Genomic DNA, 21,010 nt, shown 5'->3' on the forward strand with positions numbered 1-21,010 from the left:
TTTACGTTAAACAGATATTAAAAAGTAAAATTAAAAAGTAAATGCTAAATTAGTCGAAATACCGACTTGGTTTTCACCGGCATAAGAACCTGCAATATCAAGGCTGACTAAATCAAAAGGACTGATGCCAATACCAGCAGTGATTGAATTATCCAGTGTTTCTTCTAAATCAATTTCGTAACCTGCACGTAATTGCGCCCAACCCCAAGCATTTCCTTCAATACCAAACCTGATGAATTGGGTATCATCATTAGTATCAATATTCTCAAAACGTGTTTGTTTCGTTAAATCTGCATCAATAGCGGCAACAAAGTAATCAGTGTCATAAGCAACCCCGACAGTAACCTGCGTGTCTAAATTATAGGTACCATTTATACCATCTCTATTGCCTTGGTTATTCGACACATCGATTTCTTGTGCAATAAGATCTTTAACAGCTAAAGCTACACGGAAGTCGTGTTTGTACCAAACGGCACCTAAGTCAACGTTAAATGCACTTTTTGTTGTTTCACTTTCATCGTAGTCATCAACATCAAAATCCTCAACAGTCGCAACTTGAGCATAAGTGGTCATTTGTTGATATTTAGGCGTTATACCAAAAGAAAACCGTTCACCTGATATTTGAAATTGTTTTGCTAAGGCCAAACCAAGCTCAATGTAACCAAATGCAACTAAATCAACTGTTGAAGTTTGGTAATTATTATTAGTTATATCGGTAGTAGCGACTATTTCAGCGTAACTATGTACAAATAAATTAGAAGCAACAAATTCAGTTGGTAATGCGATGGCTAAACCGATACCTGCATTTACTCGTACTGGTTCAGCACCATCGAGTTCATTTAGGTTTTGATCAATTGCACTTTGATTACTATCATCGATATTATCTTGAAGGTCGTCAATAACGCTAATCGCGTCGTCTTGGTCATTGGCTGCAACTTCTAACGCCAGAAAAATACCAAAGTCATCTTCATCTTTGTAACTTGCTGTTAATGCTGGGTTATAAAAGGGTGCGGTAAGATAATCGGCAGATGCGACGCCTGTATTACCCATTGCATTACCACGTGCGTCAGCTACCTTACTCGCGGCGCTTACATTTGAAGCTAATAATGCCCCCATGATACTTAATGCTAATATTGATTTATTATTCATGTTTAAACGTCCTTTTAGTAAACGGGTATGCTTCAAAACAATTGATATTAGTTTGTTTTTTATAATAAATCTACTCTATGTGAGGTATTTGTTGTGAGGTTGTATTTAAATCATTCACTTTGGCATTTATTTTCTTACCTAATGAAAAATACAATGAAGAAAAGAGTCGAACGATGAAAAAGAATGAAGCGTTTAGCCGTAGTCAACGTTTATATTGTCTTCATCGTTAGTAAGGGCCTGCCGTGTGTATAAAAACCGATGTAAATAATTGAACATAGTGTGCTTTCAATGTTGAATTTTAATGTGATTGTTATTCGACGATTAAAACTGAGTGAAATGTTATCCGCATTTAAACGTAAAATTGTTACTGATTAATACCCTTTAGATAGTGGTATTGCTTAGATATCCTGCAATTATTAAAATTAACGTAATATCTGACTTAAAACTGGTCGACAAAATTGCTTAAGAACGATAAATTGACGAGTTTTTTGCGTCGTATTTTTATACCGTTACAATAACGCAGTATTTATCTCTCTTCTTTATATATTTTTAGTTAACAAGGAACTTCCATGGCACAACAAGTCTATCAATTATTACGTATTATTATTATCGATAGCTTTTGGAAAGGGCAAGTTAACGAATTGGATCTATCCGGTCATACTCAACTTGAAGGGACTAACGGTGCGGGTAAAACGTCACTAATGCGTTTATTACCTTTATTTTATGGAATGCGTCCTAGTGATATCGTGAGTAAGGTTGACCAAGCGAAGAATTTTGCTGATTATTATTTACCGCGTGACTCGAGTATGTTGGTGTATGAATACCAACGTCCAGGTGGTCAAACATGTATGGCATTAGCCAGTTCAGATGGACGTGGCGTACAGTTTAAATTCATTGATAGTAGTTTTGATAGTCACCTTTTTATTGGCGATAACCAAGTACCGTTAACCGTATCAGAAGTAGAAAGAGTTTATCGTAACCTAGGCGTTGAGTGTTCAGTGTATTTAGGCGTTGATAAATATCGCCAAGTGATTCAAAACTTACGCAGTGGACGTAAAGTTAAAGAAGTAAGACAACTACAAAACAGATTCTCTTTTAGTGACTTAGCAACACCTCATTTAGATAAAGTGGTTAACGGTACGATTGAGAAGAACCTAGATTTTGATGCAGTAAAACAAATGCTGGTGGCTATTGCTAGCGACCATATCGCAAGGTCTGTAGGTCAAGAGAAAGAGCAAATAACGCTGAACAAACAAGATATAAGCTTGTGGTTAGCGGATATTCAAGCCAGTCGCTCTATTCAAAAAGTAAGTGATAAAATTGCACTGTGGCAAACTGACTTTACACAGTTAGATAACTTATTGGTTAAATTACAACATTTGCATGCAGAAATGTTAGATCATCAACAAACGATTTCTGCATTACAAACACAGCGTAGTGAGCAAAAATCTCAATTCAAAGACGAAATCACCACATTAGATAAGCAGTTAAAAGAACAAAGCAGTTTGTTACAAACTGACATCAGTAAACTCTTGGCTAAGATAGAAGCCGACCAAAGTCGTATCGATTTATTAGATGAAGATAAATTAAAATTCGACGATAACGATGCGGCTAGCTTTCAACTTCAAGCTGACAATGCTCCTCGTTATCAACAAGAATTGAATGATGTGAATGACATCATTGAAGCTTTTGAAGGTAACCTTAATAAAGTCCAATCTAAATTTGAATCTTTATTGCAAGCCTTAACCTTACAGAAAGTAAAAGATGAAGCGCGAAATAATGAGCAAGTCGCTAAAGTGAAAGATCATGCCAGTGTTCAGCTGTCTACTATTTCTGAAACTTACCAAGGTCAGTTAAGTAAATTAAATGAGCAATTAAACGAAAGCTATTTAAAACTTAATATGGACCTGCAGACCTTACAAAATGAATTGAAAATGCTTGAGATGGAACAACAAAGCATTAAAGTTGAAGCATCATTGCAAGCAGAGATTGACGTTAACCAACGTAATATGTCTGAAGTGAAAGATAACTTAAGTGATTTATTACAAGTACTCAGCAGTGATAACGAACAGTTAAATACACTCGATAAACAGCGTTTGTTATTACTAGATCAGCATACTAAAAATAACCGTCAGTTAGAAAGTACTAAAAAATCTCGTCAGCAATTACAACTGCAATTATTACCTGAGGTCGATTCACTTCAGCATTTCTTAACTAATGAAAGCCAAGCAACAGGTTGGAAGGAAAATATCGGACGTGTGTTGTCTGCAGAGCAATTAGCACGCAAAGATTTAACGCCCCAATGGTTAACACAAGATTCACGGCTGAGTTTATTCGGATTACAAATCGATTTAGACCAACTACAAGATAATGACTTGCAGTTGAATGAAAACGAATTACGTGAAAAATTAAATGAGATTGAAACAAAAATTACCATGTTACATAAGCAGGGTGAAGATCTTAACGTACAGTTGACTGATTTAAATAAACAAATTGATAACCAAAGAGTATTGATCAGCGAACGTAAACAGGGCTTACAAAAAGCAGAGTTAAAACGTGAGCAGTTTAAAACGCAGCAAGATAATCTTGAGATTAAAAAACAACGCTATCTTAAACAAGCTGCGCTGGCTTTTGAAGATAATATTAAAAAACTCAAAACCAAGATTAAACAGCAGCAAACTAAGCTAGAAGAGTTTAAAGAATTACAACAAGAACAACGTTTTGAGCTTAACAATCAAATGTTAGATCAGCGTATGGTGATTGAGTCTGACCGTGACAGTCAATTAGAACAATTAGCAGAACAATTAGCTTCTATTCTAGAGAGTGCTAAAACACGTCAAAAAGATTATAAACAACAACGTGATCAAGCATTAGATAAGTTAGATCCGGACGGTGAAGTTGATAAACGCATCAAGCAACGAGTAGAACTCACTGAACAGCTTGAAGCCTGTGCGGTTTGGGCTCGTAAAGCGCGTGAATATCAACAGTTCATGAATGAGCGTTATGTTCATCGTGATCAACTGGTTGAACAAAATCAAAATCGTGAAGTACAAAAACGTGGACTTGAAAATAATTTAGCTGATTTAACCATTGAAAAAACTAATTTAATCAGTGAAAAACAGAAACTATACAAGAAAGTCTCACAGCAATTAAACGATGATGCTGACCTATTATTGCAACTCGGTTTAGCACAGCGTGAATGTGAGCAATATGGCATTGAAGCTGTTTTATCTGAGGCTGAACCTCATAACAATGCTGACTTAACGGTGACATTCTGTGGTGACTGGGTTAAGCAATTCAAAACTATTGATAAACGCTTACAAAGCCAAATTACACAATTTAATACCGCCTTTGCTAAAAACAACGGTAACAGTGAATTGTACGAAAACTGGGTTAAATTAGTAGCAGATAATGATATTTATAAAGGGGCGCGTAGCTTATTTAAATATCAACATCCGATTGCAGACTTACTTAGTAGTGCAGTTCAAAAACAAAAGAACACGTACCAATTGGTGACAGTTAACGCCAACATGATCAATGAGTTTTATCAACACATTGAACACTTTGCGCGTCGTATTAAAAGCATTGGCAAGCAGTTATCGAGTAACGTGACTAAACTGGCGCATTTTGAAGCATTAGCAGATATCAATGTTAATACGGTGATGAAACAAGAAGAACTCGATTACTGGGGACCGTTACAACAGTTTGCTAAGTTATTTGATAAATATCGAGATGATCTGCGTGATGGTGTAGGTGACATTCCAGATGACTTAATTGTGGCAATGCAAAAACTATCTGCTTACTTACCAAGTGATGGTTTTGCATTAGCACATCATCAGTTGTTTGATATTGAGTTTACTATCTCTGAGAAAGGACAGACAAAGCATGCTCGTAATGCTAGACAGCTTAAAAAGATCAGTTCGACTGGTTTGTCTTATCTCGCTATGCTGTCTTTATATGCAGGTATTTTAGGGATGTTGAGAGGTGAGAGTGACGCGCAAACACAAATTATTTTACCCGTTGATGAATTAGGTGAATTAGCGGCAGAGAATATCGACCTGCTATTAACTATGTTTAATGAGAATTCAATTACTATGTTATCGGCTTCACCTTCAACGGATCGCCATATATTGTCGTTATATCAACGTCATTATAAAATAAAAGACAATAAAATTTTCCATGCACATATTCCAACATCGCGTTTAGATGAATTGTTATTAAAACGTAAGCAGGTCTCAGAGACTGCAAATGCTGAATCAAACACTAATGAACCTTTAGTCTCTGACATAACAGCCACTGCACAGACGGAGAGCCAAGATGTTTAAACAAACAGTACAACACTTACTGACCGGTGCGGTTATCTGTGAAACAGGCTTTGCAGACGAATACTTGTTTTTACAAGCGCAATCTAATCAAGATCGTGTGACTGATTTTCTATCAAACCTCGATCGCCAATTAACTTATTTAGACAGCGCAGATGCTTTCTACTGTACGTTTAATGAAGTTGATAGTAACAATACAGCTGAACTCAGTGCTTTGTTTACTGACATTAGAGGTATGTTTCGTCCGTTAGTAGAATTTCTAGAATTGATTTTAACGGCGAGCCAAACTGACTTACCCGTTCATGCTAAATCGATTATTAATATTAATGAGTTATTTGACCCCTTTGAACATGATCAAACGTTACGTGAGCAATTACGTCATCTAACCGCCATAAAGCCGTTTAAAACCAACAAACTTGAAAGCCGTGAACAGCTGGTATTTGTTTTCCATAAATTAGAAGAATTAGGCTATTTTGTTCGTAAAAATACAGGGAGTAGCCGTTACTTTGCAACGGCTCGCTTTGATTTAGTGTATTTGCTTATCGAATTTTTAAATGACTCTGAACGCATTGAATTACCAGAAACAATAGAACAGCAACAAGAAGAGTTATTGTTTTAATGGCGGGTTACGATACAAAAGACGTTGCTGAATTATTACGTCAACTAGGTGCAAATGATCAGTTGTTAGCAGAAGCTTATGTCTTTGGCTCTGTGCAAGGTGATGGGGATGACGCACGTAAAATAGCGGCATTACATAAAAAATCATTACTTAGACCCGATGATGAACCTGGTGATTACCGAGTCAGTGCTGAACTTAAGCGTATGCTTAATCGTTTAATGCGTAAACAAAGTAGTTATCGACAGCTCACTGATATGGGAAAGGTCATTGATGTCTTAGAAGATACAGTCAATGATTATCGACTATCTGTGATTGGCGACCAGCAAGATGATGCTGAATATTACTTAGATCAGTTAGACGATCTCCTATACGAAGCGAAAGACAATCTAAACGTTAGCTTAGATAATATGCATTATGCGATTTCTAGTCAGTTTGGGTTTGTTTCAACCATTAGCGCTAAAGTACGTGAAAATGAACGTGCCTTGACCTACGCACAAAAGCTCTTAACCGAGTTACAACAGATAGATCCCGAAACCTGTTACGAGTGGATGAACTGGGCTTGTCCTGTTGAGCTGGCACGTAAAATTAGTGGCTTTATTTATTGGTTTAACCAAACCTTACCAAGATTGCGTTTTATCATTGATAGTATGCGTCTCAGCTTATTCAAATTAAGACGTGACGAAAAACAAGCAAGCTTATTGCGTAATATGGCGCGATACTTAAATAAGCATCCTGAATTTGAAATTAATGAGACGATCTTTGAAGACAAAGCCTTGCCTAAATCGCTACGATTTGCAGCGCCGATGCCGATTAAGTCTTATATTAATGTAAAAGAAACTGCGCATGAGCAAGCATTAATCGAAATAGTACAATCTTTACGTAAGCTTAATAGTGTCACTAAACCTTCAGCACGGGAAACCTCTTCTGTTGAAGTGTTAGATAATGTACCAATGAGCTTTAGCTATGATTACTTTGAAGAACAAACCGAACGATTATTTGAACTCGCTATCACGACTAACGAAGCGGTTTCTGCAGTGAATTATTGGCAAGAAGCATTACCTGAATGGCATATTGAAAAACAACATATAGAGCCTGTTGCTTGGGTCGAGTTAGTGTTTAGTAGTTATTGCAAGTTAACCAATGCGCAGCAAGCATTGATTGATATAAAACCTAAAGGAAAGCAATTAACGGGTATTTCTCATAACTGGTCTTATAGTGACATTGTAGTAAAAGTGAATTAACGATGAACGGTCATCTTTTTAATAAAATACAATACAACTTCTTTGCAAAACACCTTAAAGCAGACCTTGGTAGAGTAAAGACAGCTAAAAGTTGTCAATGGGTGATTGATACCCATCGAATAGGACGCATTGTTGATGGCTATTGGCTTTATACTGAAAAGGACAGGGCAGCAATCATTCAGTTAGTTAAGTCACAATTAAATGTTGATCTCCTTTTTGATGCTTACCCTGCACAGCAATCTAGAATAGAAAATGCCGTTAGCCATAACGATGAAAAAATGAATGCATTGGCTGTCAGTAAAGACTTTGTATTAGTTAATTCATTGAATAACTTACAAATTAATTCAAAAATTCTAGAGATTAATGCGTTTTCATCACTAGGTATTTATATCAATGCCAATAAGATAGAGACCATAGAGCATAAACACATTGTGTTAGTTGAAAACCTGGCGGTAATGGCTAACTTGGCTAAGTTAGTTCTATTGGATAATGCGAAACACTTAGTTAATGCGTTATGGGTTTATCGTGGAGACGTAAAGCGAGAGCAAAGTACAGGGCGTGCTTATGATTTCTTTAGACGTTTTAAAGGCTCTCATCAATTATTATGCTTTGCCGATTGTGATCCTGAAGGTATCAAGATCGCCATGACTAGCGGTGCATCTACTATGTTATCTCCTAATTCCCATGCGTTGATAAACTTTAATGTCGGTGGACATGACCTTGATTATTTTAAACAGGATGCTGCTAAGCAATATTTAATGAATAAAAGCAATCAAGGTGATTTCCCCTTGGAACTTGATAAGTTACTTACAGTGATGTCTGCACAAAGACAAACGATTAAACAAGAGCATATATTAGCTCACCAAATACCTTTATCGGTATTTACATTAGATTAAATAATTGATCCTCTTTCTTAAGCGATCAGTTATTCACAATTAAAGATAACTAATAACTAACAACCAAAAATGGTTAAGTATTAATTTATAAACTCTGTTCATCTTATTTAATTTATATTTAAGATAAAAAGAATCAATACTCAAAAGGAAAGAATATGCAAATAGCTAACAATAGCGTCGTTGAATTTCACTACCGTCTTACTGAAGACGCTGAACTATTAGAAGATAGTGCAGGTAATGACCCGCTAATTTATCTCCATGGTGCAGGTGGCTTATTTGAAAAAATGGAATTAGCGTTCGTTGATAAAACAGTTGGTGACACATTCGAAGTGACATTAACACCGGAAGAATCTTACGGTGAACGTCGTGAAAATGCATTACAACGTATTCCACTTAAGCATTTACAAGGTGCTAAAAAATGGACTGCAGGTATGACGGCGGTTGTCGAATCTAACCAAGGTAAGCAAGAAGTGACGCTTATTAAAGTAGGGCGCTTCAATGCTGATTGTGACTTAAACCATCCTTTTGCTGGCAAAACATTAACCTTTAATATTGAGGTGATCAGTGTTCGCGCTGCAACTGAAGATGAATTATCACACGGCCATGCACATGCTAAAGGTGGTTGTGGTCATTAATCGTTTTTAAAATAGTAGTCTGAGTGTTGATTTGAAGTGGCAGAATAGCAGTTTCAAATTGGCACTCGACCTTTCTATTTTCTTTCGAATATTTTAGGAAACTTTATATGAAGCGTATTACTTTATTTTCTATGGCTAATTGCCCTCATTGTAAAACTGCAAAGCAATATCTTGAACAGCAAAAAATAGCGTTTAGATTAGTCGATGTTAAAAGTCCTACAGGACAAAAAGAGTTTGCTAAGACGGGCTATCGTGGTGTACCTGTTTTAAAAATTGGTGATCAATTATTAAATGGGTTTAGCGTAAAAGGATTTAATAATTTATATAAAGATTAATGTTTTATAATCTAGACATTAACTTTTATGTTTAAACTTTATTTATTAGCTATTTCAACACTTGCTTGATACTTAATTTTCACCCTTTTGATGCTTGATGGTGTCACTTAGTGGTGTAATTAATTACTTTGTCTTGAAGGTTCTACTTTGTTGGATGATAGCTTGATAGTGCTTTATTCAGCGGGTGTTAAGTCCTGGAAGCTGCCCGTATTCCGTCACATTGATTTACTATTATTAGTAAAATGCCTCATTGTTTATCGTTCTCATTAACTCTCCTCTATTTTTATCTAAATTTATGTTGCTAGATTTTTAATAAATGCTTACTCTCAGGGGTGAGTGTTGAAACTATTTTATTGATTATTTTAATGAATTGATTGGACTATTTAACTATTCGAATTAATATTAAATAGACATGATTTTTATCATCATTTTTTTATGTGTTTTTACAATAGATAGTCGTTTGTGATTGTTTAATGGAGTCATTATGAAACCACCTGACCCAGGACCTGTTCGTCCAGTTGAAGTGATTACTTTACCTAATGAAGTGCAACAGCATGATCACGATCATCATCAGTTAGTGATTGCATTAAAAGGCTATTCTGAATTTAGTATCGAGGGACTACAAAATCTAATCGTACCGGGACAAGGGTGTATTGTGACAGCGTCGTCTGACCATGCCTTCAACGGTATTGGAGAGTCCGAAATATTAACCTTAAACCTACCTCATCAAAGTAGTTTAGATAAATATACCAACGAACGTATTGACCCTATTTTTAACAATAATCATTATTTTAAAATCGATAATCAATTTCAATGTTTGTTACAGCTACTCGTTAAAGAAATCCGTCAATCACCTGATGACTTATTGGTTACAGATGCCTGTAAAAACACCATTATTGCTTTATTACAGCGCCACGTTAATACTGAATATCCTCAAAAGTTAATACCAAGAAATAGAATCAATATGGTCATTATTGATAATTTTATTATTCAGCAAATTTCTACTAAAATTACCGTCGCTCAGTTAGCTGGCTGTGTTTTTTTGGGCGAAAGCCAATTTCATCTTCTTTTCAAGCAGCAAGTTGGTCTAACCCCGCATCAATATATATTGCAGATGCGTTTTAATTTGGCTAAAGAGTTATTAGAAGATAATTCGTTAACTTTAGCTTCAATCGCTAGCGCGAGTGGTTTTGCAAACCAAAGTAGCTTTACCCATAGCTTTACAAAGCTACAAGGCACTTCTCCTTCCAAATTTCGTCACTAGCCATTATGTGACTTTTGTCACATAAAAAATCTCATCGTACTTTTAGACATACCAATCGTAGTTTTTGATAAGAAATTCTATTCAATTAGAAATACTATCGAAAATTAGTCATATTTATTTAACATAGCCTTAACCAATGCTATGACTTTTAGGAGAATTGCTTATGTCATCATTAATTGCTGTAGATACTCTACGTGAAGATTTTATAGAGTCTGACTTAGCGACGTTATGGTCTCTCATATCACCATTGTATATGGTGGATGAGTCATTTTGGTTAGAACAGCTATTACCATTAGCGACACCGTCAAAGGATGAGTTTAATTTAATTAATGATCATGCGGCTGATTTGATTAAACGTGTGCGTAAAGATAAAAATGCAGTGCATATGATTGATGCCTTATTGGTTGAATACAGTCTCGATACCAAAGAAGGTATTTTACTGATGTGTTTAGCGGAAGCATTAATGCGCGTGCCAGATAAAGAAACGGCTGATGCACTGATTAAAGACAAATTAAGTGTTGCTGATTGGAAATCACATCTTAAAAAATCTGACTCTGTCTTTGTTAATGCCTCAACGTGGGGATTATTGTTAACAGGTAAAATTGTCAATATAGAGAAAACCACTAAAAAGAATGTAACTGGTGTGCTTAGTAACCTCGTTAATAAGTTGTCTGAGCCGGTGATTCGTCAAGCAATGAATCAAGCAATGAAAATAATGGGACATCAGTTTGTACTGGGTCGAAGTATTGAAGAAGCACAAAAGAATGGTCAGCCTTTTATCGACCAAGGCAGCAGTTATTCCTTTGATATGTTGGGTGAGTCTGCTCTAACAGCCAGTGATGCTAAAAAATACTTTAACGATTATATGACAGCCATTGAATCAGTAGGGCATAGAACGTTAAATCAAGCAGATCAAACCAACGCAGCGACTGTGTCTATTAAATTGTCTGCATTACATCCACGTTACGAAGTGGCTAATAGAGAGCGAGTTATGACCGAGATGTTTGATACGGTGTTGTTACTCATTGAAAAAGCACGTGAATTAAAAGTAGGTTTAACCATTGATGCAGAAGAAGCAGATCGTTTAGAGCTTTCATTACACTTATTTGAAAAATTATATCGTCACCCAACAACACAAGGTTGGGGGAAATTAGGCATTGTTATTCAAACCTACAGTAAGCGCGCATTACCTGTATTGACATGGTTAGCTGCGTTAGCAAAAGAGCAGGGGGATGTGATCCCTTTACGTTTAGTGAAAGGCGCTTACTGGGATACCGAAATTAAACTATCTCAACAAAATGGGTTTGCAGATTATCCTGTTTACACTCGCAAAGAAGCCACGGATGTTTCTTACCTTGCTTGTGCTCGTTTTCTATTAAGTGCACATATTGAAGGGCTTATATATCCTCAATTTGCGACTCATAATGCGCACACTGTGGCGGCGATAACAACAATGGCACAACATCAATCTTATGAGTTTCAACGCTTACATGGCATGGGAGACGCTTTATATTATCATGTGATGGAGATGTTCAAGAGTAATGTGCGTATCTATGCGCCAGTGGGTAACCATAAAGATCTTTTACCGTACTTAGTGAGACGTCTATTAGAAAATGGTGCTAACAGTTCATTCGTTCATAGATTGGTTGATGCAAATTGTCCTATTGAAGAATTAACAGAGCATCCAGTGGATACGTTATTAAGACGTCCAACATTACATAATAGTTTGATTGTTTTACCGCCGTCTATTTTTACCGATAGAAAGAACTCACGTAGCGTTAATATCGATATTGAAAGTGAGTTAGCACCGTTAGAAGAAGCAATAAAAGCCTTCGATGGGCATTATTGGCAAGCAGGACCGATCGTCGATGGTGTTATGCATACCGATGCAGCACATGATGCGACTCTACAACGTTGTACTGCCCCTTATGATCGCACCATTGATGTGGGTTCAGTTTTGTTCTCAACACCTGAGATGATTGAAAACGCATTAACAAGCGCGCACAGTTATTATGAATATTGGAATAATACTGAAGTTGATCAACGTGCTCAGTGTTTATATAACTTAGCCGACCTACTTGAAGAGAATATGCCTGAGTTGATTGCGTTATGCCACCAAGAAGCAGGCAAAACCATTCATGATTGTATTGATGAAGTCCGTGAAGCGATAGACTTCTGTCGTTACTATGGACAACAAGCTATTTACAGTCTTTCATTCAGTGAAGCGAATGTGAGCTTTGATAACATCATTCAAGAAGTGCGTCGTAAAGGTAAGGGCGTATTTGTTTGTATTAGTCCATGGAATTTCCCGTTAGCGATTTTCCTTGGCCAAATTAGTGCGGCACTAGTCACTGGTAATACTGTGATTGCAAAACCTGCTGAACAAACGTCATTAATTGCAGCGCGCGCAGTCTCTTTAATGTTAGAAGCGGGGTTCCCAGAGCAAGCCATTCACTTGTTAACGGGTAATGGGGCTGAAATTGGTTCTGCTTTAACGTCTGATACTCGTATTGCGGGCGTTGTATTTACAGGTTCAACCAATACTGCTCAAGCAATTAACCGTAATTTAGCCAAAAGAGAGGCATTACCTGCTACTTTTGTGGCTGAAACGGGTGGCCAAAATGCCATGATTGTTGATAGTACTGCGTTACCAGAGCAAGTTGTTCGTGATGTCGTTCGTTCAGCATTTGCATCAGCAGGCCAACGCTGCTCGGCATTACGAGTACTGTTTATTCAAGAAGATATTGCTGAACGTGTGATTGAGTTAATCAAAGGGGCAATGAAAGAGTTATCAGTTGGTTTACCGTATTTACATAGTACGGATGTCGGGCCGGTCATTGATAAAACGGCTAAAGATAAGTTGAGTCAGCATATACAGACGATGGCTAAACAACATACTTTATTGGCACAGGTCGAACTTAATGAGTGTTGCAGTAAAGGTGACTTTATTCCACCAACAGCAATCGAAATAGATCATTTAGGGCAACTAACGGAAGAGCAGTTTGGGCCGATCTTGCACGTTATTCGCTTTAAGTCATCAGAGTTAGAGCAAGTGGTCGATCAAATTAATAATACCGGATTTGGCTTAACCATGGGGATACACAGTCGTAATGAAACGACTTATACGCAAATTGCTAATTCAAGTCGTGTTGGAAACTGTTATATCAATCGTGACCAAGTGGGGGCTGTTGTTGGTGTTCAACCGTTTGGTGGTCAAGGTTTATCTGGTACAGGGCCTAAAGCGGGTGGACCACGTTATATTCATCGCTTTACTAAACAAGTATTAAATTCGGTTGTGATGGATACTGATAAAACAGATCCAATCAATTTTGAAACAGTATAAAGGAGTTAATCATGTCTAAATCAATTCAAGATTCAAATGACCAATCATCAACATCAGTCATTAAACAAGCAACATCAGCATGGTTAACTTGGAATGCTATTGAGATTGAACAACGTATTACATTAATCAGCCAATGGAGTGAGCTCTTAAAGTTACAACACAGTTTGGGGCTATTGCCGGGGCAAATGGTTGATTTTCATAGTTTACATGCTGTGCCGCTTATTTCTTCAGGTGAAGAGATGCCAGGACCGACAGGGGAAAGTAACGTATTAAGTACCTCAGGACGTGGCCCATTTGTGATCATGGCAGAACAAGACGCACCGATCGAAGCTTTTATTGCGTTGGTAAGTTGTGCGCTTGTGGCAGGTAATAGCGTTGTAATGGCTGCTTTATCTGAGCATGAAGACATCATTAGTACGCTTGAGCAAGTCTGTGTTTTTTCTGATATCGACATGCCGATCATTACTGTCAAAGATAATAATGAACTTGAAAATGTGATTATTAATCCTGCTATTGCAGGTGTGGGCTATGTAGGAAGTGAAGCAGAAGCCATTCGTTTAAATCGAGTATTAGCAGAGCGTGATGGGCAAATTGCATTATTAATTGTTGAAACGGATTTGCAAGGATTAGAAATGGTACGAGACCAAAGTTTAGTATTACGCTTTATCACTGAAAAAACCTTAACCACTAATGTCACTGCCGTCGGAGGAAACGCCACCTTATTAGCATTAGGGTGTGGTGATTAATGATAGAGAGATCATTTATTGCTGGTTATATTTTACTAAAGCTTTAGTAATAAGGCTTTAGTTATGAGGTTTTAGTCATGATATTGATATGACCCCAATAAAATACAAGTAACAAAAAAGCCACGTAACAAAAACGTGGCTTTTTTGATCTGTATAGACAAAATCAGTCAATGTCGATTAACTTGTCAGAAGTTAGCTTTCAATAACTGTAAGGCTATTTCGCCGAAAATTTATTCAGGTAAAATGCCATTATGGTATACGTTTTGTACATCATCACATTCGTCTAACATTTCTAAGAATTTTTCAAACTTTTCAACATGCTCTTCAGTGACTTCAGTATCAGATTGTGGCACATAGGTGATTTCTTCAACTTCAAGCTCTGTCTCTGGGTAAATAGCATGCAATGCTACTTTGGCATTGTTAAATTCAGTGTGAGGGCAGAATACAGATATTTTGCCGTCTTCAGCGACTACATCTACCACATCAACATCAGCCATCATTAATTCTTCGAGCACAGCTTCGTCATCTTCACCATCAAATACAAATACAGCTTGGTGTTCAAACATGTGAGCAACGGTGCCAGGAGAACCAATTTTTGCACCCGTTTTATTGAAACAGTTACGAACATCAGTCCAAGTACGGTTACCATTATCAGTTAAACAGTCAACAATGACAGAACAACCACCAGGTCCAAAACCTTCGTAGCTTGCACGTACATAATCTTCTCCGCCGCCGCCTTTTGCTTTATCAATCGCTCGGTCAATAACATGTGCAGGTACTTGATCTTTTTTAGCTTTATCAATTAAACGACGAAGTGTTAGGTTACCGTCTGGGTCAAATCCACCATTTTTTGCACAAACATATATTTCTTTACCGTATTTTGAGTAAACTTTAGTTTTAGCGCCAGCCGTTTTTGCCATGTCTAATTTTTTGTTTTGATATGCTCTTCCCATCTGAATGCTCTCTTGTGTTAATGGATTGTCCGGAAAAAATAATGGTCAGAATTTTAGCCTGTAATGACTTCTGGTGCTAGAGCCTGTCAGTGATTTTAACGATTAAGTTGATGTTTTTTATCTTAATCAATGAATTAACTGAATATAGATTGAAAATTCATGTTAGTGAAGAGGTGTCACACCGTTTATTTACGGTGCTTGATAAGGCGATATTTGTAAGCAGTTATTTATAATGGAAACCGTACTCGCTTCAAACTCTTCTGTACTTGACCAGATTTGTGTATCAAGACTCACAATGGTATCACTGTATAGCTTTTTGGTGGCGGTTAAATAAGTACTTTGATAAGACTGCTCTAGTTTAACTTTAATCGTAGCGAGTGTTGCCTGAACTTGATCGCTTTTATCTCGATATTGCTGTTTTTCAAGAAATATTTGTTTTTTAGTTTTTTTACGTACTGTTATGTCGGCAATAGAATCTGCTCTATCTTCTGCTTTCTTAAATTGATTTATCATTTTATCAAATAGTTGAACTTCTTTAATGCATTTATTCTTTGCAAGTTCTAATTCTTTAGCACTACTGATTAAATTTATAATTGTTTTAGTGCTACCTGCTGTACCAATAGTGACGGCTTTAATACCCTTGTGGCTGGTTGTCGACCCACCGATAATAGTGCCTTGGCTGAATGTATTATTATGAACAAAAACAGTGCCTTTACATTGTGTTTCACAATGAATCAATTGATTGGACAGCGTTATGTTTTTAGCAACATTTAAACTCGCATACTGTGCAATAGTACCGGTTAAATTTCCACTACACTTTATTTTACAACTGAAGTCTTCATCTGATTTATTATGGTGGCCAATAATGGTCATTTCAACGGTTAAATCACCGCCAGAAATAACTTCTGCTGATTCAATAACCCCTAAAACGGTAATATCACCACTGGCTTTTACTTTCATGTTTTCATGTATATCACCCGTGATGACGATGGTGCCATCGTAGATAACATTACCTGATCTATTGTCGACGTTTTCTAATAGTAAAACGTCATCTATTTTTATGAAGTTATTTTTATCGAGTGGAATTCCGTAAGTAGTTGCGATGAGCTGTAAAGGATTGTTAGGGTCAACATGAACATTTTTATCAACGATAAAAGACGCATCTTTTGCTGGTAAGGGCTCAATTATTTCAGCGGTTACTTTTCGGCCTGGTTTACCTTCGATCATCGGTATTTTTTTCATTAATACCGTTCCCGCTTTGACTGTGATCGATTGGCCTAAATCGAGCATATCGACTTTGCCATTCTCTAATAGTTTAGGTTGAGGTTTACGATGGCTTTCAGTATTGACTAACTTTTCAAACCTTGCATTAACACCATTAACAGCAGGTGTTCCATTCGCTATATTAATTTTGAATACCTTACCAGGTTTTTCATTTTTACAAATATTCAATAAACCAAATACATTTTTGGTTAATAATCCGAATTTTAAACCTAAGTGGTCACATTTGTTTTTTATATCATTCAAGGTAATGGGTGCGCCGCCATAGGCTGTTGTTATTGTTGCTGAGGCGCTTAAAGCATCATCGGATATGATAATGTCTAACAATGCATCTTGTTTATCAGCAATAACAATAGGGGCAAATGCAATCGCTTCATCTTCGGTTAGATCCTGTAAAGAGTTTAGGGCGATGACCGCACTTTCTATTCCTTCAAGGTTCACTTTAAATAAAGGTAAAGCGGGGTTGTTTAATAAATTAGTTATATCATCTGCACTGATTTCAGCGTAAATAGGTGTTATTTTGAGTAATAGCTGCGCGCTATCAGAACTTAACACAATTTGTTGCATTGACAGGCTAGATTGATTCATGAATACCTATTTAGTAGTGTGGTTGCAGTAATAATAAACTAAATATTTAAAGTTCACATTATATTCAATCTATTTAAAGTCAACTAGATGTCATAATGTGAACTTGTTTGCAAGATTAAGAACTACATGACAGTGCAGAACACCCAAACTTATTCATCGCCCAGTCAGGACGTTTCATTTCAAACTGTTTATATTGCTCTTGTTGTTGATAAGGTTTTTTTAATAATTCAGAAAGTATTGAAACACGTGAATAGTCGCCATTTTCAGCTAATTCAATGGCCTCTTGAACTTGAAAGTTACGTAAAATATAACAAGGGTTAACGTTATCCATCATTTCTTTACGCGCTACATCATTTATTGACGCGAGTAATAGCCTTGATTGGTACTTAGTTAACCATTCAACGAGTATAGATAAATAATCTTCTGTTATTTCTTCCATATTATAAAAACATTCTGAAAAATGAGTGGTTAATAAATCTGTGTTGTGGAGATCAAAGTCACTGTTTAAGTTTGCAAGGTGTCTATAAAATAAGGTCATATCCGTACTCACGCGAGATAATAACGGCTCTAACGCTTTACATAACAACACATCTGATTCAATTAACGCGCCGTTTTCTTGGGTTTGTTGAACTGGAATACCTAGTTTACTACGCATCATCGCTAACCATTTATCTTGATAAATTTGTGTATAGCTAGTGATTATTTCTTGCAGTGGTTCTGCTTCATCAATTAATGGATATATCGCATTGGCCAGTTGAAATAAGTTCCACTGACCAATATAACCCTGTTGACCAAAGCGATAACGTTTCTCACCTGCATCAGAGGTGTTGGGTGTCCAATTCAGGTCAAAGTTATCAATCCAACCGTAAGGGCCAAAGTCAATGGTTTCACCGATCAGTGACATATTATCGGTATTCAGTACGCCATGCACAAAGCCAACTCGCATCCATTCTACTATTAACTGTGCCGTACGCTCACAGACTTCAGAGAACCATTGTAAGTACACCGATTTATCAATCACGCCAGTTGCAGGTACAAGGTGCGGATAATCATGCTTAATACTGTATTCGAGTGTTTGTTTTAATAAATCTAAATCACCACGTGTTGAAGGTAGTTGTAGTGAGCCAAAACGTAAAAAGGAAGGGGAGACTCTAGCAACGATTGCACAAGGCTCATAAGCTGCTCTGCCATCATAAAGTTTATCTCGAATGACTTCTTCACCTGTTAGGATCAAACTGAGAGCGCGCGTTGTAGGAATACCTAAATGGAACATAGCTTCAGAGCATAAATACTCACGGATCGATGAACGTAACACCGCCATGCCGTCAGCTCTGCGCGAATAGGGCGTTTTGCCTGATCCTTTTAACTGTAAAGTGACATAGTCGTTTCTGTTTTCACTGTCTTCATTGCCTTCATTCTTTTTAGTTTTATATTGCCCTAAGTTAATTGCGCGCCCGTCACCCAATTGTCCTGCCCATTGACCAAACTGATGTCCACCATAATTCATCGCATAAGGTTGCATCGTTGAATCAAGATGATTACCACTGATTAAATCCGCAAAGTCAGTTGACGCTAATGCTGTCTTAGAAAAACCTAATTGAATGGCTAATACATCGTTACAACAAATAATCTTAGAATATTTTGTCGGCGCTGGTGCCACAAATGAGTAGGCAGCATGTTCAACACTGCGAGATGTATTTGTTAAATTTGAATCTGCAGGCAATGAAGAAACAAATACGGGATGTAATGGAGGTAATAAATGACTCATTGATGTTCCTAACGGTAGCGATGGGAGTTTGATGGCTTGATAACAGCTATTGCGCGATACTGGTTCAGCAAAGAAAGTGTCTAAGTAGAATAGTTCAATTGAATCGTCAAATTGAACGCTGTAGTAGCGCATTTAAGCTGAACAGGTAAACGGTAGATTTAAGTCAAAAACTTAAATTCAATACTTAACCTGAACACTTAAATGCAATCGCTGTTAATAGCGAAGTAGTTAATGGCGTTGTGGCTTTATTAACTATTTAATTAACTATTTAACAGCAGCAATGACTGATATTTCAACTAATAGCACATCTCTCGCCATACTAGCTTCTACACAGGCACGTGCTGGTGCATGACCTTCTGGCACCCATGCATCCCACACTTCATTCATGCCAGCAAAATGTAATGCCATATCTTTAACATAAACCGTCGCTGATAACATGTGCTCACGAGAACTACCTGATTCAATCAGCAGCTCATCTACTTTGTCTAGCATAGTTTGTGTTTGTTCTTTAATGTCTTTAGTGGCATCTGCACACACTTGACCGCATAAATAAACGGTACCATTGTGTTTTACTACTCGGCTCATGCGTTGTTTGGTTTGTTGACGTTCAATCATTTGTACTCTCTATCGTTATCATTTTAAAAGGTTAAATAATTGTAACGTCTCAGACTAAAAAGGCGAGCATTTTAGGTGTTTGGAGATAAACAACATGATAGAGAGTGCTGCTAATGGTAAGTAAACGCACTTTTAAAAGTCATTAACGCTTTGAAAGGGGCTAATTTACACGACGTTATCAGCATATTTTTGTTTTATTGCTAGAATTTCATCCTGTACTGCAAAGAAAGCATCAACGACGGCGGGGTCAAAGTGACTGCCACTACCTTCCTTAATGATAGAAAACGTTTTGTCTTCTGAAAATGATTTTTTATAAGGTCTTTCAGATGAAAGAGCATCAAAGACATCTGCAATGGCGACAATACGCGCTGCAATTGGAATATCGCTTCCTTTTAAACCATCAGGATAGCCACTTCCATCCCATCTTTCATGGTGAGAACGTGCAATTATTTCACCTAATTGAATCACTTCCGAATCTGAACCCGTCAGAATTTGTGCTCCTACAACGGTATGTTGCTTCATGATCACCCATTCATCTGCATCTAATTTACCTGGTTTTAATAGTATGTTGTCCGGTGTCGATATTTTACCCAGATCGTGCATACAAGCTGAAAACAATATATTTTCAGTCATCGTTTCATCAAGGCCAAAACTGCGTGCAACGGCTTCAGAATATAAACTCATGCGTTGTATGTGCGCGCCGGTTTCTTCGTCTTTATATTCAGCTGCTTTGGTTAATCTATTAATGGTTTCTAGTGAGGCGGCTTTTAGGCTTAGTATCGCTTTTTCTAACGATGCTGTTCTTGAGGCAACTTCAGCCTCTAACTGTGCTTGATAGTTATCTTTTAAATCGTTGTAATCTTTTATTTTAAGTAAAGATTTTACCCTTGAGTACAGTTCATTCTTGTCTACAGGTTTAGTAATAAAATCATCACATCCCGCCTCAATACCTTCTATTCGTTCCTTTTTTTCACTGAGTGCCGTGATCAAAATAATTGGAATATATTTTGAAGATGCATCATTTCGTATTTTTCGAGTCACTTCAAAGCCGCTTATTCCTGGCATCATTACATCGAGTAAAATAAGGTCAATAGCTTGATTGTCTAATATATCTAATGCTTCTTGGCCTCTGGTTGCGGCTATAATTTTATATCCCTTAGGTTCAAGATAAGCTTCCATCAATTCAATATTCATAGGGTTATCATCGACAACAAGAATAACGGAACTGTTCATCATGTACTTCTCCATGAATGTA

General features: G+C 37.0%; 15 protein-coding genes. 9 read left to right on the top strand and 6 right to left on the bottom strand.

Going from position 1 to position 21,010, the window contains the following annotated elements:
* Positions 1-30: 30 nt before the first annotated feature.
* Entirely contained in the window at positions 31-1,149 is a 1,119-nt protein-coding gene (locus tag Q0794_RS06850; protein WP_298940994.1) for a conjugal transfer protein TraF, read from the bottom strand.
* Positions 1,150-1,718: 569 nt separating this feature from the next.
* Here Q0794_RS06850 and Q0794_RS06855 point away from each other — a divergent pair.
* The 9 genes from Q0794_RS06855 to Q0794_RS06895 all read left to right on the top strand — a co-directional run bounded on the left by Q0794_RS06855 (position 1,719) and on the right by Q0794_RS06895 (position 14,550).
* The gene (locus Q0794_RS06855; RefSeq protein WP_298940995.1) at positions 1,719-5,474 is read left to right on the top strand and encodes an ATP-binding protein; all 3,756 of its coding nucleotides are present in this window, start codon (positions 1,719-1,721) and stop codon (positions 5,472-5,474) included.
* The gene (locus tag Q0794_RS06860) at positions 5,467-6,090 is read left to right on the top strand and encodes a hypothetical protein (protein WP_298940996.1); all 624 of its coding nucleotides are present in this window, start codon (positions 5,467-5,469) and stop codon (positions 6,088-6,090) included. The genes Q0794_RS06855 and Q0794_RS06860 overlap by 8 nt, the downstream gene beginning before the upstream one ends.
* Positions 6,090-7,331: a hypothetical protein gene (locus Q0794_RS06865; protein WP_298940997.1), complete on the top strand. Its 1,242-nt coding sequence runs from the start codon at positions 6,090-6,092 to the stop codon at positions 7,329-7,331. The genes Q0794_RS06860 and Q0794_RS06865 overlap by 1 nt, the downstream gene beginning before the upstream one ends.
* Before the next feature lie 2 nt (positions 7,332-7,333).
* Positions 7,334-8,227 (top strand): hypothetical protein, encoded by an 894-nt coding sequence (locus Q0794_RS06870; RefSeq protein WP_298940998.1) that lies wholly within the window; start codon positions 7,334-7,336, stop codon positions 8,225-8,227.
* 155 nt (positions 8,228-8,382) lie between these two features.
* Positions 8,383-8,862: a peptidylprolyl isomerase gene (locus Q0794_RS06875; protein ID WP_298940999.1), complete on the top strand. Its 480-nt coding sequence runs from the start codon at positions 8,383-8,385 to the stop codon at positions 8,860-8,862.
* Between the two features lie 107 nt (positions 8,863-8,969).
* Positions 8,970-9,197: a glutaredoxin family protein gene (locus tag Q0794_RS06880; RefSeq protein WP_298941000.1), complete on the top strand. Its 228-nt coding sequence runs from the start codon at positions 8,970-8,972 to the stop codon at positions 9,195-9,197.
* 484 nt (positions 9,198-9,681) lie between these two features.
* A complete protein-coding gene (locus Q0794_RS06885; protein ID WP_298941001.1) occupies positions 9,682-10,461 on the top strand; it encodes an AraC family transcriptional regulator in 780 nt (259 codons plus the stop codon).
* 163 nt (positions 10,462-10,624) lie between these two features.
* Positions 10,625-13,804: a bifunctional proline dehydrogenase/L-glutamate gamma-semialdehyde dehydrogenase PutA gene (putA, locus tag Q0794_RS06890; RefSeq protein ID WP_298941002.1), complete on the top strand. Its 3,180-nt coding sequence runs from the start codon at positions 10,625-10,627 to the stop codon at positions 13,802-13,804.
* Positions 13,805-13,815: 11 nt separating this feature from the next.
* Entirely contained in the window at positions 13,816-14,550 is a 735-nt protein-coding gene (locus Q0794_RS06895) for a hypothetical protein (protein ID WP_298941003.1), read from the top strand.
* 230 nt (positions 14,551-14,780) lie between these two features.
* Here the strand turns inward: Q0794_RS06895 and Q0794_RS06900 are convergent, their stop codons facing one another.
* The 5 genes from Q0794_RS06900 to Q0794_RS06920 form a co-directional block, all read right to left on the bottom strand.
* Positions 14,781-15,503 (bottom strand): YebC/PmpR family DNA-binding transcriptional regulator, encoded by a 723-nt coding sequence (locus Q0794_RS06900; RefSeq protein WP_160061830.1) that lies wholly within the window; start codon positions 15,501-15,503, stop codon positions 14,781-14,783.
* Positions 15,504-15,692: 189 nt separating this feature from the next.
* Complete coding sequence (locus Q0794_RS06905; RefSeq protein ID WP_298941004.1) at positions 15,693-17,372, bottom strand: FapA family protein; 1,680 nt, start codon at positions 17,370-17,372, stop codon at positions 15,693-15,695.
* Between the two features lie 115 nt (positions 17,373-17,487).
* Complete coding sequence (locus tag Q0794_RS06910; RefSeq protein ID WP_298941005.1) at positions 17,488-19,140, bottom strand: protein adenylyltransferase SelO; 1,653 nt, start codon at positions 19,138-19,140, stop codon at positions 17,488-17,490.
* 264 nt (positions 19,141-19,404) lie between these two features.
* The gene (locus Q0794_RS06915; RefSeq protein WP_298941006.1) at positions 19,405-19,755 is read right to left on the bottom strand and encodes a RidA family protein; all 351 of its coding nucleotides are present in this window, start codon (positions 19,753-19,755) and stop codon (positions 19,405-19,407) included.
* Between the two features lie 165 nt (positions 19,756-19,920).
* The gene (locus Q0794_RS06920) at positions 19,921-20,991 is read right to left on the bottom strand and encodes a two-component system response regulator (RefSeq protein ID WP_298941007.1); all 1,071 of its coding nucleotides are present in this window, start codon (positions 20,989-20,991) and stop codon (positions 19,921-19,923) included.
* Positions 20,992-21,010: the final 19 nt, after the last annotated feature.

The organism is uncultured Psychromonas sp., assembly GCF_947489755.1.
Lineage (GTDB): Bacteria > Pseudomonadota > Gammaproteobacteria > Enterobacterales > Psychromonadaceae > Psychromonas.